Origin of the sequence: Bacillus sp. F19, assembly GCA_023823795.1 — a bacterium.
In the GTDB taxonomy this organism is placed as follows: Bacteria; Bacillota; Bacilli; order Bacillales; family Bacillaceae; genus Bacillus_P.
This window is the reverse complement of the sequence record CP085710.1, coordinates 1,570,216-1,584,289: the sequence shown is the minus strand read 5'-3', so window position 1 is coordinate 1,584,289 and position 14,074 is coordinate 1,570,216. Positions and strand designations below refer to the sequence as shown.

The following is a 14,074-nucleotide window of genomic DNA, read 5'->3' as shown; positions in this document are numbered from 1 at the left end:
TTGGAAACGAAAGAAATGATTAAGGTTGAAAAGCTGAATAAATCATTCGGTGACCTGCACGTATTAAAAGATATTGATTTGAAAGTAAATGAGAGCGATGTTGTCTGTCTAATCGGCTCAAGCGGATCGGGAAAAAGCACCCTGCTCAGATGCCTGAACTTTCTTGAGAAAAAAGACAATGGAAAAATCATCATTAATGGCGAGGAAATCACTCAAGGGACACATGATATCAATGAGGTTCGTCAAAAAGTCGGAATGGTGTTTCAGCATTTTCAATTATTTCCTCACAAAAAGGTGATCGAAAATATTATGGAAGCACCGTTAATGGTGAAAAAAATGAAGAAAGAGCAGGCAGCCTCTGAAGCTCGCGCCCTGCTTGAAAAAGTAGGTCTTTCTGACAAAGCCGATGTGTATCCCAATAAGCTCTCCGGCGGTCAGAAGCAGCGTGTGGCCATTGCCCGCGCCCTTGCGATGAAGCCTGAAATTATGCTTTTTGATGAACCAACGTCAGCTCTTGATCCGGAGCTTGTGGGTGAAGTTCTAGCTACCATGAAGGAGCTTGCTGTAGAGGGAATGACGATGGTTGTCGTGACCCATGAAATGCAATTTGCGCGTGAAGTGGCCGATTGGATTGTTTATATGAACGAAGGACGAATTGTTGAGAGAGGTCACCCAGATGACTTTTTTACGAATCCTCAAGAAGAACGTACGAAAGAATTTCTTAAAACGACACAGCTGAATTAATAACAAAAGCTTTAGGCGCCTTGGTCAGATTCAACAGGCCAATCCGACCTGACTGAGGATCTCGGCGCTGGAGCTGACGCAGTTGATTTTATTTTTTTACCCACTACATTTTTGACTTTTATAATTACCTAAACAGGCAGACTTGACGTGAGATTTTAGGATCTCGCGTCTTTTTTTGTTCTCTTTACAATAAATTTCATATTGATTTTGCAGGCAAAATTGAGTATGATGAAAACGGTTCAAAGAGGTCTGATGACTAACATCCAAATACTTACAATAGATGCCAGCATGAGAGGGGATTTTCAAGTGAAAGAAAGAGCTTTATTTTTCATCACAGGATTATTGATTTTAACATTAGGTGTAGCATTGATTATTAAATCAGGTTTAGGCGCTTCCTCTTGGGATGCACTGGCTGTAGGTGAATCAAACATGTTTGGCCTGACAGTCGGAACATGTATTTTCATTAATGGAATCGCTTTAATTTTTATAAATGCATTCTTGCTGAAGAAAAAGCCAGAACTACTAGCAGCAGCAAGTATTCTTTTAATTGGAGCACTGATTGATTTCTGGCTATTGGTTGTTTTTAAGCATTATTCACCAACTGTTCTGTTTTTCCAGGCTTCATCCCTTATCGCCGGCATTCTTTCAATGGGTGTCGGAGTAGCCATTTATCTGCAGGCTAAATTTCCTGCAAGCCCGATGGACACATTGATGGTAGCCATTCATACACGTTTTGGCTTGAACTTAAGAAACTCAAGAATCATCAGTGAAGCATTTGCACTTCTTCTTGCTTTTATTTTTCAAGGTGCTATAGGAATCGGGACATTTATCGTCACGCTTACATTAGGGTTTGTTGTTCAGTATTTTTACCCTAAATTTGAAGGTTTATTATTTAAAATGAGTCGCAAACTATCTTATAAATAAAACGAAATTCTTTTTAAATATGAGTTGATTTGTTCCTATAAATCTATTATAGTTGAATACGTCAGAGGTCAGACATCAGATGACGCTGACTATCTTTTTTGGAATTAGATGAAAGCGTATACAGATTCTTTTCAAAAATGCTTTTAAATATATCTCAGAGGTGAAGAAAAATGAAATACCTAATAGCCCTACTCGGTCTTGCACTCGTACTAGGATTAGCATGGGTTGCAAGCAGCGACCGCAAAAAAATTAAATTCAAACCTGTAGCTCTTATGATTGTGATTCAAATTCTGTTAACTTTCCTGCTGCTGAATACTAAATTTGGCCTTGTCATGATCACAGCTATTGCGAATGGTTTCGGAAAATTATTAGGATATGCAAACGAAGGGATCTCCTTTGTTTTCGGCGGAATTGCCAATGATGGACAAGCTCCGTTCTTCTTGAATGTTTTACTTCCAGTCGTCTTTATCTCAGCACTTATTGGTGTTTTCCAATACCTTAAAATTCTTCCTTTTATCATGAAAGGAATCGGACTTGTTCTAAGCAAGATCAATGGAATGGGCAAATTAGAATCTTATAACGCTGTTGCATCTGCCATTGTTGGACAATCTGAAGTATTCATCACCGTAAAAAAACAGCTGGGCCAATTAACATCACAGCGTCTTTACACGCTTTGTGCATCCGCTATGTCAACCGTATCCATGTCTATCGTTGGTGCTTACATGACTATGATCGAGCCAAGATATGTTGTAACGGCAATCGTCATCAACCTGTTCGGCGGATTTATTATCGCATCGATTATCAATCCTTATACAGTTACAGATGAAGAAGATATCTTGGTGATTCAAGAAGAAAAGCAATCCTTCTTCGAAATGCTTGGCGAATATATCATGGACGGATTTAAAGTAGCAATTATCGTAGGTGCAATGCTTATCGGTTTCGTTGCCTTAATTGCTGCTGTAAACAATATTTTTGATATGATTTTCGGCATTTCATTCCAGGGAATCTTGGGCTACATTTTTGCACCGGTTGCGTTCATTATGGGTGTTCCTATGAGTGAAGCAGTTGCTGCCGGAGGAATTATGGCTACTAAATTAGTGACAAACGAATTCGTTGCGATGATAGATTTGGCAAAAGTATCTGAGAACTTCAGCGAACGCACACTTGGAATTATCTCTGTGTTCCTAGTATCCTTCGCGAACTTCTCCTCTATCGGAATCATTTCAGGTGCTGTTAAAGGACTTCATGAAAAACAAGGGAACGTTGTTGCCCGCTTTGGATTGAAACTGCTATACGGTGCTACACTTGTAAGTATTTTATCTGCGATCATTGTTAGTATCGTACTATAAGAAAAAGCAGCCGGGAATGTTTCTCCCGCTGCTTTTTTTGTTTATCCCCTTATTTCAGCTTCTTCCCGTCAAACATAAACCTGTAAACCGGCAGCTCTTTTCCAACTTCAGAAGGAATGTATCCAAATGTGACATAGCTGTCAATCGATTCCGGCTCTAAAGAGAGTGACAGCAAGTTGTTTTCAGGCTGTGCAGATAAGAATACATATGTGCCTTTCGGGAACACGATCTCTTTCTTTTTAAGCTCTATTTGTACTTCTACAAGCTGTTTGTCCTCATACTTCTCCGTGTTTTCTTTGCTTGTTACATCGTAGGCTTCAACTGAAAGCTTCATTTGCTTTGGCAGCTGGAACCCTTTCAATCCCTGATTCTGAAGCTTGGCAGCAATTTCTGCCTGTTCAGGCTTCAGCACATAAGCTGTCGGTCGTTCTCTCGTTAACGTCGGTTCTGCTTCTGTTGCGCTGAAATAGTTCACTGGAATATCTTTTACAGTACCTGAAGCAATATCAATCATTTCAAGTGTTTGATTTTCAAGCTCAGCTGCTTCGCTGTTTACGATGATTGGATCTTTATCATTAGGAAGCAGCCCTTTTCTAACAAGCTTTGCCCGTTCTAGGGCAACTGTCGTTTTTACCTTTTTCGCATTCTCTGCGGTCTGCCTTAAAATATGCTCGTGGGTCGCGATTTGAGCGGCAACACGGCGGCCAAAATCTTCTCTCCCAATGGCAATTCCGCGGCTCTCAACTAAAAATGAAAACGATGTCTGCAGGCCAAACGAGTTCCGTCCAATGCGGGGTTCAGTTCCCCCTTCAAGAATGTCGATTTCCCCGTTTGTTACCCCAGTTGTATAATAGCGGTCACCTGTAAAGCCCTTGTCTTCTAAAGTATTTAAAGTCGGATCTACATACAGGCTGTCGGACATTGCGCGGATTTTTTCAGGAATGTTTAAGTTTCTTCCCGATAATAGGAGGATATCATGATACTTTAGCAGCCCATCCTCGCCGAATTGATCAAATGAACTCGTATACGGGGAGTATTCATGCGCATCAATCACAACTTCAGGCGTAAATTTGTTAAATTCATGATGAATTGCCTGTACCTCTGGAGAATCAAGCTTTACATGGTCCCGGTTTCCATCAAGTCCGTTTTGCAGCTGACGTTTGAAATTGTACGAGCCATCCGGATTCACTCGCGGAACGACAATGACGTTAATTTTATCTAATACCTCGTCTCCCAAATCACCTGTCAATCGGCTCGCAATCGCCAAAATCGACTCTCCGCTTGCCGGCTCGTTGCCGTGAATCTGACTTTGAATCCACACAGTTGGTTTTTCTGATAAATCACTAGGTTTGATTTTTTGATCTTTAGTAAAATAGAGGGCCGGTATTTCAAGGCCATTTTGTGAAGTGCCGATGTTTTTCACTGAAACGTATGGACTCTTCCCTTTCAGCTCTTCTATGTAAGCAAGCATTTCCTCCTGAGTTGTAAATGCTTCTTCATCTTTCACAAATGCAGGTGTTCCATCCGTTGCCTCTACCTCAGGAAACAGAGGCCGCACCTGTTCAGGCTGGCTGTAATCTTTCCCGTAGTAAGGTGTTTCGGCACTGACTGCAGGGGCTAATAAAAAACTGGCTGTCAGTAATACTGGAATTGAGCTTTTCTTAAGAACCTTTTTCATGGACTGCCTCCTCTTTTCTATTATGAATCTTTGGTCTAATCTTTTTTATTTTTTTTTCGTAATTCTTTATATTTCTCAAAATTCCAATCTTCTAAAAACGCCTTTGCTGATGAATATCCAGATTCATAAAGAAAATCTATTTCTTCATCTTTCAGCTCAAAATCTGTTGCGGCAATGCCTCCTGTTGGAATTTGAATCGTCCTTCCCTTAGTTTCTTCTGTCAAATGTCTGAGATCATGGGCCTGTAGCATTGTTTTAATAATATTTTTAAATAGATGAACAGGTGTCGGAATCACCGCACCCATCTTAATCTCATCCTTCACAAACCGAAAGCCAAACGTCGGAAAGCGGGGTTCATCTTTTGAATCAAAAATCCAAATGGGAAAGTTGCTGAGCAGCCCGCCATCTAAAATATAAGATTTATGTCTCGATTTTGATTTCCATATGACGGGCCGAAAAAAAAACGGAAGGGATGCACTCATCATGACAGCGGTTGATATTTTCAAGTCGCTTCGGATCATGCTGTACTTTGTTAAATCGTCAGGTAATATGAGAATTTCACCATTTGATACATCAGAAGCAATAATCTTCAATTTATTTTCAGGCAAATCAGCAAATGTCCTGATGCCTTTTGCGGCAAGAAGCGAGTCCACCCATTTTTCCAAATAATCATTCTTGTAAAATCCTAAATGAATCATAAGCTCAAACAGGCTTCCGACAATCGGAATATAGTTCAGAAATGATTTTCCTCTAAATTTTGAGACATCCATTTCTTTCAGCAAATCACGAATTTCATAGCTCTTATAGCCGCATGCCAGAAGTGATGCGATTACGGCTCCTGCCGAGGTACCGGCAAGCCTTTCCCACTCTACCTGTTCTTCCTCCATCGCCTGGATAGCCCCCGTGAAAGCAATTCCCCTCACTCCACCGCCTTCAAATACGGCATCTGCCTTCATTAGCTGTCACCCCACCAAGATAAATTTTCATACTCTTACCTTCAAGATTCTATTTGAAAATCCCTGTTCACAATGTTCAAATGATTCATTTCACCCAATGTAATAAGATGAATCAATTTTTCAAACATGATTCGTGAACCAGCCATTGCTCTTCAGATGGCAGCTCGAACTCATAGTTGTATTTGGGATAGAAACATGTTTAAACAGCAAAAATCAATTCTGGCTATCGCCATGTAACATTCTCAAAAAATGACAGTTGATCATATCCAAATTGACATCAGTACTAATCACCATAGTATTAGAAAAATCAAAAATAGTTCTTTTCCGGACCAATATAAAAAAGATCCAGTACATGTGACTAGATCCTCTTTTTAACATCTTCTCTTAGTGATTCAATCATATTGTCTGATAAATTTGCTGGAATAGATGTGCCATCCTCGAAAACCCAGGAATTAATTATTTCAAGGTCTGCTTTTTTAAAAGTAACACTATATTCTTTATTATTGTGAGTAAAATCAGCTGTCACCGATTCTTCGCCATTAAACCCGTCATCAATAATCATGTTATTTATTTCATATAGATTCACGATGTAATCTCCTTTTTATTGTTCTCTTATTATGTATATAGAATGAACTTTAAATTGTTGTTTATACACTTTTCCCAACCAGTCTGTCTAGATTCTTAAATTAAAAAAGAAGAGCTGCCCTTTTCAAGGATTGAAATATTCAACATTCCTTAACAGAGCCTTTAATAACCTTTCTTAATAAAGACTGTCCGATTTATTAATAAAATGCAGTTAAAATATAAATAGGCTGGATAGCAAGAGTGGCTGTCATGGTATTTGGCGAAGGAGGAGCCAATGCTTTTTTTCTTGGCATTTTATGATAGAAAAATGATTCAGCCGATTGAAGATTTGGCAGCATTTTTCTTAAATGCATGGTGAAACCCCTAGTTGTGCATATTAATTTTTAGAATAATTGGAAGGGGTTAATCACGATGAAAAAAGAAAAGCAAAATGAAAAGGACCGTGCAACAAGGCAAGAGGAGCTGCAAACAATTAATGATATTTCTATCAGCGAAAACGGGCAGCCGCTCCCTCAGCCTAAAGATTACGAAGAAATTGAGTATTAAAGTAAAAGGAAATCCCGCGATATTTAAATCAATTCCTCAGTACCGAATTCAAGGGACTGCATAAGAAGGCTCATACTTCTTGAGTTTTTATTAAGAGATGGATTTATGAAAGACTCATACTGAATAGATTGGGAAAGAAACGAACAAAAATTTAAAGAAAGGTGCCGTGTTTATCGGCACCTTCCATATGTTAATGGGTTACATTCTCTTTAATGAGGGACGAAAAATCCTCTGGTGTCACGACCTCTACATCTGAATCGAGCTGTTCCACTACGGTTTTCACATCGGAAAGCGACTTGCTCCATGCATGTACCAAAACGAGTGTGTAGCCTTGTTCACTTTCAGGGTTTCGCGGTGCTGAATTAATGCTTTCTATGACACTTTGTTCGTCTGCACCAACAAGTCCGCTCCATAACATTTCTCTAGCAGATATGATCGGCTTATCGTTTGACCAGACAATTTTCCCTTTATGGGTGTCATACCTTGAATATTCAAGGTAAAACAAGGCGTCTATGTTCTTCTGCGAGGTATATTTGTTCCAAAGAGATTTATTTTCCAGTGAGTTGAAATCAATAATTTGTGCAATGTGCAGATCTGTTTTACCCATATATTGATTTAGCTTTTTTACATGCTTATTTAATTCCTTCTCTGGATATTGACTCGGATACATATAGCCTGTACCAGATGGTCCGACTACAAATTGATCAGAGTGCTCTCCTTGTGAAGCGCTTTCATAATACCAGTTCATAACGGAAGGAGCGAGTTCAGAAAGCAGCGGGGATATTCCCCAGCCCATATTGAAGGTGCCTCTTTCTTTGCTCGAATACCACCTGTTGTCTGATTGAAAATCACCGAGAAGCCACTGGACATTATCTCCATCTGTCATCAAAAATGTAACATAATGGGTGTTTTTGTTTGCCTCCCGCTTTGTATCGGCTGTTTTCTGCTTAAGAGGTCCGGTTTTAATAGTTGATAATATCGATAGATTAGAAGCATGGTCAGAAGGAATCGTAAATACACCGGCTTTTGATGATGGAGATATAAATTGATCTTCCCCTGAGGATGCATCTCCCCATCCAAATGCTGTTGAATCTTTTTTAAGTCCCTCCATTAACTCAGAACGGAAAGGCGAGTTTCCGTCATAAAAAATCATCGACTTTTCTTTTACTGCAAAATCTCTTAATTGAAAGGCAAAATCCTCTTTTTGTTCAACAATTTTATCCTTCTTAAATTGAGGCCAATAATGATCCTTTACCCATTTTTCATCTTTGCCTCTCACATCCATTTTTTCTTTTAAACCATAAAATTCTGCTTTGCTCACAAGACTTTCCTCAACCGCAATAGCTCCGGTCACCCCAGCTAAACTTGTTGCGGAATTGATCGAATCATCTCCTTTTTTAAATAGAATATAGTCCTTTATTTTAGATTTCTTCACAAGTTCCCAAGGATTGTCCGTATAAGAGTATGGGATGCCATAGTTTCCTTCCAAGTCCTTTAACCATGTTTGATACCCGCCATAATCGCGGTCAAGGTAAAGATGAATTTTTGAGTTTTGCTGAGCCAATAAGCCTTGAAGAGTGGCAATCATTGTCGCTTCTTCAGCCGACATTTCAGACGTTTTGATTACGTATATATGCTCCGGATACTGTGCTTTAGCTGTTGTATATAGTGGATGACAAGCCATCATGATAAGCAGAAATGTTATCCAAGCTATGATTTTTTTACGATTATTCATAAAACACCTCCATTAAGCTTTTTTCCGGTAATCTTTTTTCTTCCAGGCAAGCGAAGCATAAATTTGCACCATAGCTGATTGTTCCAGAAGAGTAACAGGATGTTCACCGTCAAATTTAAATAGTCCTGTTTCAGGGTCTCGATACTGCTCCCAGACCTTATCTGCATATGTTTGCATCGCACGGGAATATTCTTTGTTTTTTGTTTCTGCTTCTAACAATAAAAGGTTTTTAAAGAAAATCGCATTGAATCTCGCTGGCTGTTTATACAGTCGCTCTTCTTCTTCGTAATAGGCTAAAGCTGTATTTGCAATGCTTTCTGCTCTTGTCAAATATTTTTTCTCATTCGTAATACGGTATAAAAGAACATTCGCTCCAATCATTACACCCTGGTTGTAGCTCCATTGCGTTTTTTCAATCGTGCCCGCTAAATCAATATGATCCCAAAAAAGCCCGTTAGGTGCGAGCATGTATTCATTTGTCCAGTCATACATTTTCTTTGCCCATTGAAAATAATGAGTCTTGCCTGTTATTTCATATAGATGGAACCCAAGCTCGGCCCCTGGAGCATTTGACACTGTATTCCGATCGCTGCTCCAGGCTGCTTGTGTCCAAAAGACACCGCCGGAAGCAGGATGTGATGGGTCATTGTCCCATCCATAGACTACAAGATTGAATATTTCTTTTGCTCTTTCTAAATACTTTTTGTCATGAGTCATTTTATAGAGCTGAATAAACTCAAGTCCAATCCATTCATTATCGTCATAAAAAAAATCTCCCCCATGTCCATACGGAGCAAGGACATAAGAGTCATAGCCTTTAGGCTGTTTTTCTACGTTCCAATACAGTTCAAGCGCATCTAAACGGTCTTGTACATCATCTTCATAATCTGAACCTATCTTTGGTACTCCTGATAAGTCAATGGTTCCTGCCATCGCTTGAGAAAAAGGCCAAACATAGGAATATGGATTTCCGCTTTGATAAGGAAATTCCTCTAAATACAATTTTGAATCTTCCTTATAAAAGTAATGCTGCAGAGACTCATATGATTGAACGGCTCTTTCTGCATTTTGAGTTTGATGCTGCTTTGCCTGAACCCTCATTGGACTAAAGATTGATAAGAAGATGCTCAATGTAATTAGAAGACTGACAATTGATTTCATAAGAACCTCCTAAGGAAATTTAATTGAACAGGCTAAACCTTTTAACCTCCTTTCATTTGATTGGTGCATTTCCTATGAAGAAAAAACAGCAGATCCTTTCGTTTCTGCTGTTTTCATTCTCGATTGATATGTTGTTATATAGACATATATGAAAAATATAACAATATATATCTATATATTGATTATATATAATCTGAATATTTCGTCAAAAAGGAAATAGGTCTAATTTAAAACATGGATAAAAGATCCATTTTCTGAAAAACCTTCCTTACTTTTCTCCTATTAGACGGCATAAGGAAAACGAGGGCTATTACTTTAATCATATACCAAGACTCCACTAACAAATTTATTCCTATAAAAGTTAATTATCTATAATTAGCATGAAGCTAAACTGACCAGATAGGTGGTAAAAGAAAGAAAGCTGCCTAAAAGGCAGCTCAGATCTTTACTAACGAACTCTTTAGTTGAAATAAGATTATTGGACTAGCGTATTCTGTCATGCGGCGACCTGCCATGTTCCCTGTTCTTTGACCATCACGTAAATAGCTAGACTGCCTTGACCATTTTCTAATATTCCCCTTCAGAGGTCGCCGGGTATTGTTGAATATGTGCAACAGTCACATCCGGACGCACAAAGAGGATGCTCTCGACTGTATACCATGCATATGAGTTAAGGAGTGATCCCGTCAATACTGCCTTGTGCTTTTCATTAATTTGCTTCCATCCTGAGAGCCGCTCGCCGAACACATCGAATGAACTCGCTTTGAAGATTTAATGTTCTTTTAAGTTAGACAAAGGAACCACTTGTTCATTCTGTGGTTCATCAATAGGATAAATTCTAGCTGTTTCATTGTTTTCATCCACATTCTGAATATAGATTGGAGCTTCATTATAGGTTACATTAGCCATAACTGGTGATGCAGCAATCTCTTGTGCACGTTGTTTGTTCATATTAAGACCCCCTCTCTTTTTATAACAATCAAGTCATAATGTTAACTTCAAACAATATAATTATTCTTGTTATTCAACATAATAAAGATTTAATTGTTAAATATGGGTACTCACTAGAGGGTTGCCATAATCAAGAAGATTTCCGGCAACTTTTTGTTTTTCAACTAGGGCTACCGCCACATGCCCTTCAAGCTAAGGCAAATAATTACCCCCTAAACGAAAAAAATTTATTCTAATTAATCCATCTGAATTTTTGTGAAAACCGCTGAATGTTAGTTAAATAAATCATTAAACCGAATATCGGAAACTTTGATTTATAAGTCTCCAATATTCGGCTAATAGCTTAACTAATGGGTCAAATCCTTTTTTTATTTTTAAAAAATAGCATTTGAAAGGAGTCTAAAGAGATATTCTGTGTGATCACGGAATGCTGGCTCTAACCCGATTAATATTACATCTTTATCTTGATTACGAACCATTACCGGTTGTCCTTGAACTTTAGGGAGAAAATTGAAATCCATGAACCATTAAAACGGATCAATTGTACAAAAAAGGTATTTTGATGAACATTACATGCCCCATCGTTTTATCAACGAATTGAGGTAATTATGCTAAAAGAATAAGGATACTTTAGGATTTATTTATGGTTCTGGCTTTAATCATTTTTATAGCAGTTAGTGTATTTTCGGATAAAATACGCAATCTACTATTAAGAAAAACGTTTATAGCAAAGATAATGAACGTCATAAAAGGTTCATTGCTGGGCTTTATTGGATTGCAAATCGCGTTCAGTGAAAAATAATGAAAACCATTTTTCATTGAGAAAGGACAACTCTAAGAGTTGTCCTTTCAGACTGTCGACAAATCCCCCCTTTTTGGGGGATTTGTCGGCAGTTTTTTTATATAATGAAAATAGAACAATACAGAGGTGATTTGGATGTTGTCTAAAAATAATCAAATGAATCGCGATCAACTAGAAATGATTACACTTGAACAGTTGGTGCCGGAAGATCACTTAGTCCGTAAAATTGAACAAGCTCTCGATTTTTCTTTCATCTATCCATTAGTAGAGAAAGTCTATTCCGCAGATCGAGGTCGTCCAAGTATTGATCCGGTCATATTGATTAAAATGACCTTCATCCAATACCTTTTCGGTATTCGATCCATGAGAAGAACCATTGAAGAGATTGAAACCAACTTAGCCTACCGTTGGTTTTTGGGTTTTGGTTTTCATGACAAGGTGCCCCACTTCTCAACATTCGGTAAAACTATGAACGGCGCTTTAAGGATACAGATCTGTTTGAGCAGATATTTTACCGCATCTTAAAAGAGGCGATTGATAAGAAACTGGTCAATGGAGAACAGGTATTTATTGATTCAACTCACGTAAAGGCTAGTGCTAATAAACGAAAGTATCAGAAAAAAATCGTACGAAAAGAAACGAAATCATATGAGGAAAGGCTCCAAAACGAACTCAATCTAGACCGCGAAGAAAACGGAAAAAAGCCTTTTCCCCCAGATAAATTTGAACCGGAAGAGAAAGAGATTAAAGAAAGTACGACGGATCCGGAAAGTGGCTATTACGTAAAAGATGAAAGAACAAAACAGTTCGCTTACTCATTTCACGCAGCCTCTGACGAAAAAGGATTTGTTCTGGGGACAATCGTTACGCCTGGTAACGTGCACGACAGTGCAATATTCGAGCCTCTACTTGATCAAGTAACTGAGCTTCACAAGAAACCTGCTGCTGTTGCTGCCGATGCTGCTTACAAGAACCCTGCTCTTGCTCACTATTTGAACGAAAAAGAAATTCGTCCGGTTTTTCCTTATACACGGCCAAAAACAAAAGATGGATTTTTCAAGAAAAGTGATTATGTGTACGACGAACATTTTGATTGTTACATATGCCCGCACGATCAAGTGCTTCCTTACAGAACTACTACGAAAAAAGGATACAGACAATACTCTTCCGATCCGAAGGTTTGTGAAAATTGCCCATTCCTAAGCCAATGTACGGAGAGCCAAAATCATCAGAAATTGATTGAAAGGCATCTCTGGCAAGAATACTTAGATGAAGCTGAACACCTTCGTCATACAGAAGAGAACAAAACAATTTATGCAAAACGTAAAGAAACGATAGAGCGTGTCTTTGCAGATGCAAAAGAAAAGCATGGTATGCGTTGGACAACGTTGAGAGGACTCAAAAAATTGTCCATGCAGGCGATGCTTACTTTTGCTGCCATGAACTTGAAAAAGTTGGCATCCTGGACATGGAAGCCAGCGAAAGCGGTATAAAAATAGTCAACGAATAGGCCTACAAACATCAAATTAGCCCTAGAAATGACAAAAAGCATTCGGATAGAGTTCATCCGAATGCCTTTTGTCTACAATCTGAAAGGACAACTCTAAGAGTTGTCCTTTCTTACATTTCCTTATTTAAGTTGTTATAAGTAAATAACTTTATGATTCTTTCATACGAGAGCGGCGAATTGTCTCTTAAATACTTGAAATAATAAGTTCTGATTTACCTGCAAGCTCGAATTCACCGAATTCACCAGGTAATAAAAAGTGATCTCCTTTTTTAAAGAAGGAATGATTACCATTATGGATAAGTTCACCCTCTCCATGAATAACACTTACAAGAAGGAATGGCTTTTGTTGTTTTAAGCTGGCTGATCCATCTATTTCCCATTTTTGTACTGTAAAGTAAGGGCATTCAATTAGTGAATCGATCGTTAAACCCTCAATTTTTTCAGGTTGAGTAATTAATTTATTTGCTGAGAAAGGAACTTCGGTTACTTCGATACTTTTTTGAATATGAAGCTCACGAAGATTCCCTTGTGAATCCTTTCGATTATAATCATATACACGGTAAGTAGTATCAGAGTTTTGCTGCGTCTCTAATATGATAATGCCTTCACCAATCGCATGAATGGTTCCACTAGGTACATAGAAGAAATCACCTGGTTTGACTTTTACCGAACGAAGCAGTTTATCCCATTCTTCATTTTCAATCATCCGAATTAGTTCTTCTTTTGTTTTTGCATGATGTCCATAAATAATTTCGGCATTATCTTTACAATCAATAATATACCAGCATTCGGTTTTCCCTAACTCTCCATTCTCATGAATCTTGGCATACTCATCATTAGGATGAACCTGAACCGACAAGTCTTGATTTGCGTCTAATATTTTAGTAAGAAGAGGAAAACGGTCTCCTGCTATATTTCCAAATAACTCACGGTGTTTTTCCCATAGTTCACCCAAGGATAACCCTTTATATGCGCCATTTTTTACAACACTTTGTCCATTTGAATGTGCTGCGAATGCCCAGCACTCTCCTGTTTGAGTATATGGAATATCATATCCGAAGGAAGTCAGGTTCTCTCCGCCCCAAATTCTTTCTTTAAAAATAGGTTCAAAAAACAATGGCTCAATGGTCAAA

The 14,074-nt window shown here is 38.4% G+C and carries 11 protein-coding genes and 1 pseudogene; 4 read left to right on the top strand and 8 right to left on the bottom strand.

Annotation, left to right across the window (positions count from 1 at the left end; translation table 11 throughout):
• The first annotated feature begins 15 nt into the window (after positions 1-15).
• From LIT25_07975 to LIT25_07965, 3 genes are all read left to right on the top strand, one after another.
• On the top strand, positions 16-744 hold the full coding sequence (locus LIT25_07975) for an amino acid ABC transporter ATP-binding protein (GenBank protein USK36204.1): 729 nt from the start codon (positions 16-18) through the stop codon (positions 742-744).
• Between the two features lie 252 nt (positions 745-996).
• Positions 997-1,668: a hypothetical protein gene (locus tag LIT25_07970; GenBank protein ID USK35226.1), complete on the top strand. Its 672-nt coding sequence runs from the start codon at positions 997-999 to the stop codon at positions 1,666-1,668.
• A 170-nt stretch (positions 1,669-1,838) separates the two neighbouring features.
• The gene (locus tag LIT25_07965; GenBank protein USK35225.1) at positions 1,839-3,017 is read left to right on the top strand and encodes a NupC/NupG family nucleoside CNT transporter; all 1,179 of its coding nucleotides are present in this window, start codon (positions 1,839-1,841) and stop codon (positions 3,015-3,017) included.
• A 49-nt stretch (positions 3,018-3,066) separates the two neighbouring features.
• Here the strand turns inward: LIT25_07965 and LIT25_07960 are convergent, their stop codons facing one another.
• The 7 genes from LIT25_07960 to LIT25_07930 form a co-directional block, all read right to left on the bottom strand.
• Positions 3,067-4,695 (bottom strand): M14 family metallopeptidase, encoded by a 1,629-nt coding sequence (locus LIT25_07960; GenBank protein USK35224.1) that lies wholly within the window; start codon positions 4,693-4,695, stop codon positions 3,067-3,069.
• A gap of 35 nt (positions 4,696-4,730) precedes the next feature.
• A complete protein-coding gene (locus LIT25_07955) occupies positions 4,731-5,651 on the bottom strand; it encodes a patatin-like phospholipase family protein (protein ID USK35223.1) in 921 nt (306 codons plus the stop codon).
• A 358-nt stretch (positions 5,652-6,009) separates the two neighbouring features.
• On the bottom strand, positions 6,010-6,237 hold the full coding sequence (locus tag LIT25_07950) for a hypothetical protein (GenBank protein USK35222.1): 228 nt from the start codon (positions 6,235-6,237) through the stop codon (positions 6,010-6,012).
• A 196-nt stretch (positions 6,238-6,433) separates the two neighbouring features.
• Positions 6,434-6,589, bottom strand: a complete 156-nt coding sequence (locus tag LIT25_07945) for a hypothetical protein (protein USK35221.1) — start codon at positions 6,587-6,589, stop codon at positions 6,434-6,436.
• A gap of 383 nt (positions 6,590-6,972) precedes the next feature.
• Positions 6,973-8,517 (bottom strand): hypothetical protein, encoded by a 1,545-nt coding sequence (locus tag LIT25_07940; GenBank protein ID USK35220.1) that lies wholly within the window; start codon positions 8,515-8,517, stop codon positions 6,973-6,975.
• 12 nt (positions 8,518-8,529) lie between these two features.
• Entirely contained in the window at positions 8,530-9,678 is a 1,149-nt protein-coding gene (locus LIT25_07935) for a glycoside hydrolase family 76 protein (protein ID USK35219.1), read from the bottom strand.
• A gap of 771 nt (positions 9,679-10,449) precedes the next feature.
• On the bottom strand, positions 10,450-10,629 hold the full coding sequence (locus LIT25_07930; GenBank protein USK35218.1) for a small acid-soluble spore protein H: 180 nt from the start codon (positions 10,627-10,629) through the stop codon (positions 10,450-10,452).
• Positions 10,630-11,566: 937 nt separating this feature from the next.
• Here LIT25_07930 and LIT25_07925 point away from each other — a divergent pair.
• A pseudogene (locus LIT25_07925) lies at positions 11,567-12,924 on the top strand (IS1182 family transposase).
• A gap of 201 nt (positions 12,925-13,125) precedes the next feature.
• Here LIT25_07925 and manA read toward each other — a convergent pair.
• Positions 13,126-14,067, bottom strand: coding sequence for a mannose-6-phosphate isomerase, class I (gene manA / locus LIT25_07920; GenBank protein USK36203.1), 942 nt, complete (start codon positions 14,065-14,067; stop codon positions 13,126-13,128).
• Positions 14,068-14,074: the final 7 nt, after the last annotated feature.

Coding starts and splice junctions, on each gene's coding strand:
- LIT25_07945 (USK35221.1), bottom strand. CDS start 6,589: ATGCATTTAAGAAAAATGCTGCCAAATCTTCAATCGGCTGAATCATTT.
- LIT25_07935 (USK35219.1), bottom strand. CDS start 9,678: ATGAAATCAATTGTCAGTCTTCTAATTACATTGAGCATCTTCTTATCA.
- LIT25_07975 (USK36204.1), top strand. CDS start 16: ATGATTAAGGTTGAAAAGCTGAATAAATCATTCGGTGACCTGCACGTA.
- LIT25_07930 (USK35218.1), bottom strand. CDS start 10,629: ATGAACAAACAACGTGCACAAGAGATTGCTGCATCACCAGTTATGGCT.
- LIT25_07970 (USK35226.1), top strand. CDS start 997: ATGACTAACATCCAAATACTTACAATAGATGCCAGCATGAGAGGGGAT.
- LIT25_07940 (USK35220.1), bottom strand. CDS start 8,517: ATGAATAATCGTAAAAAAATCATAGCTTGGATAACATTTCTGCTTATC.
- LIT25_07965 (USK35225.1), top strand. CDS start 1,839: ATGAAATACCTAATAGCCCTACTCGGTCTTGCACTCGTACTAGGATTA.
- LIT25_07960 (USK35224.1), bottom strand. CDS start 4,695: ATGAAAAAGGTTCTTAAGAAAAGCTCAATTCCAGTATTACTGACAGCC.
- LIT25_07955 (USK35223.1), bottom strand. CDS start 5,651: ATGAAGGCAGATGCCGTATTTGAAGGCGGTGGAGTGAGGGGAATTGCT.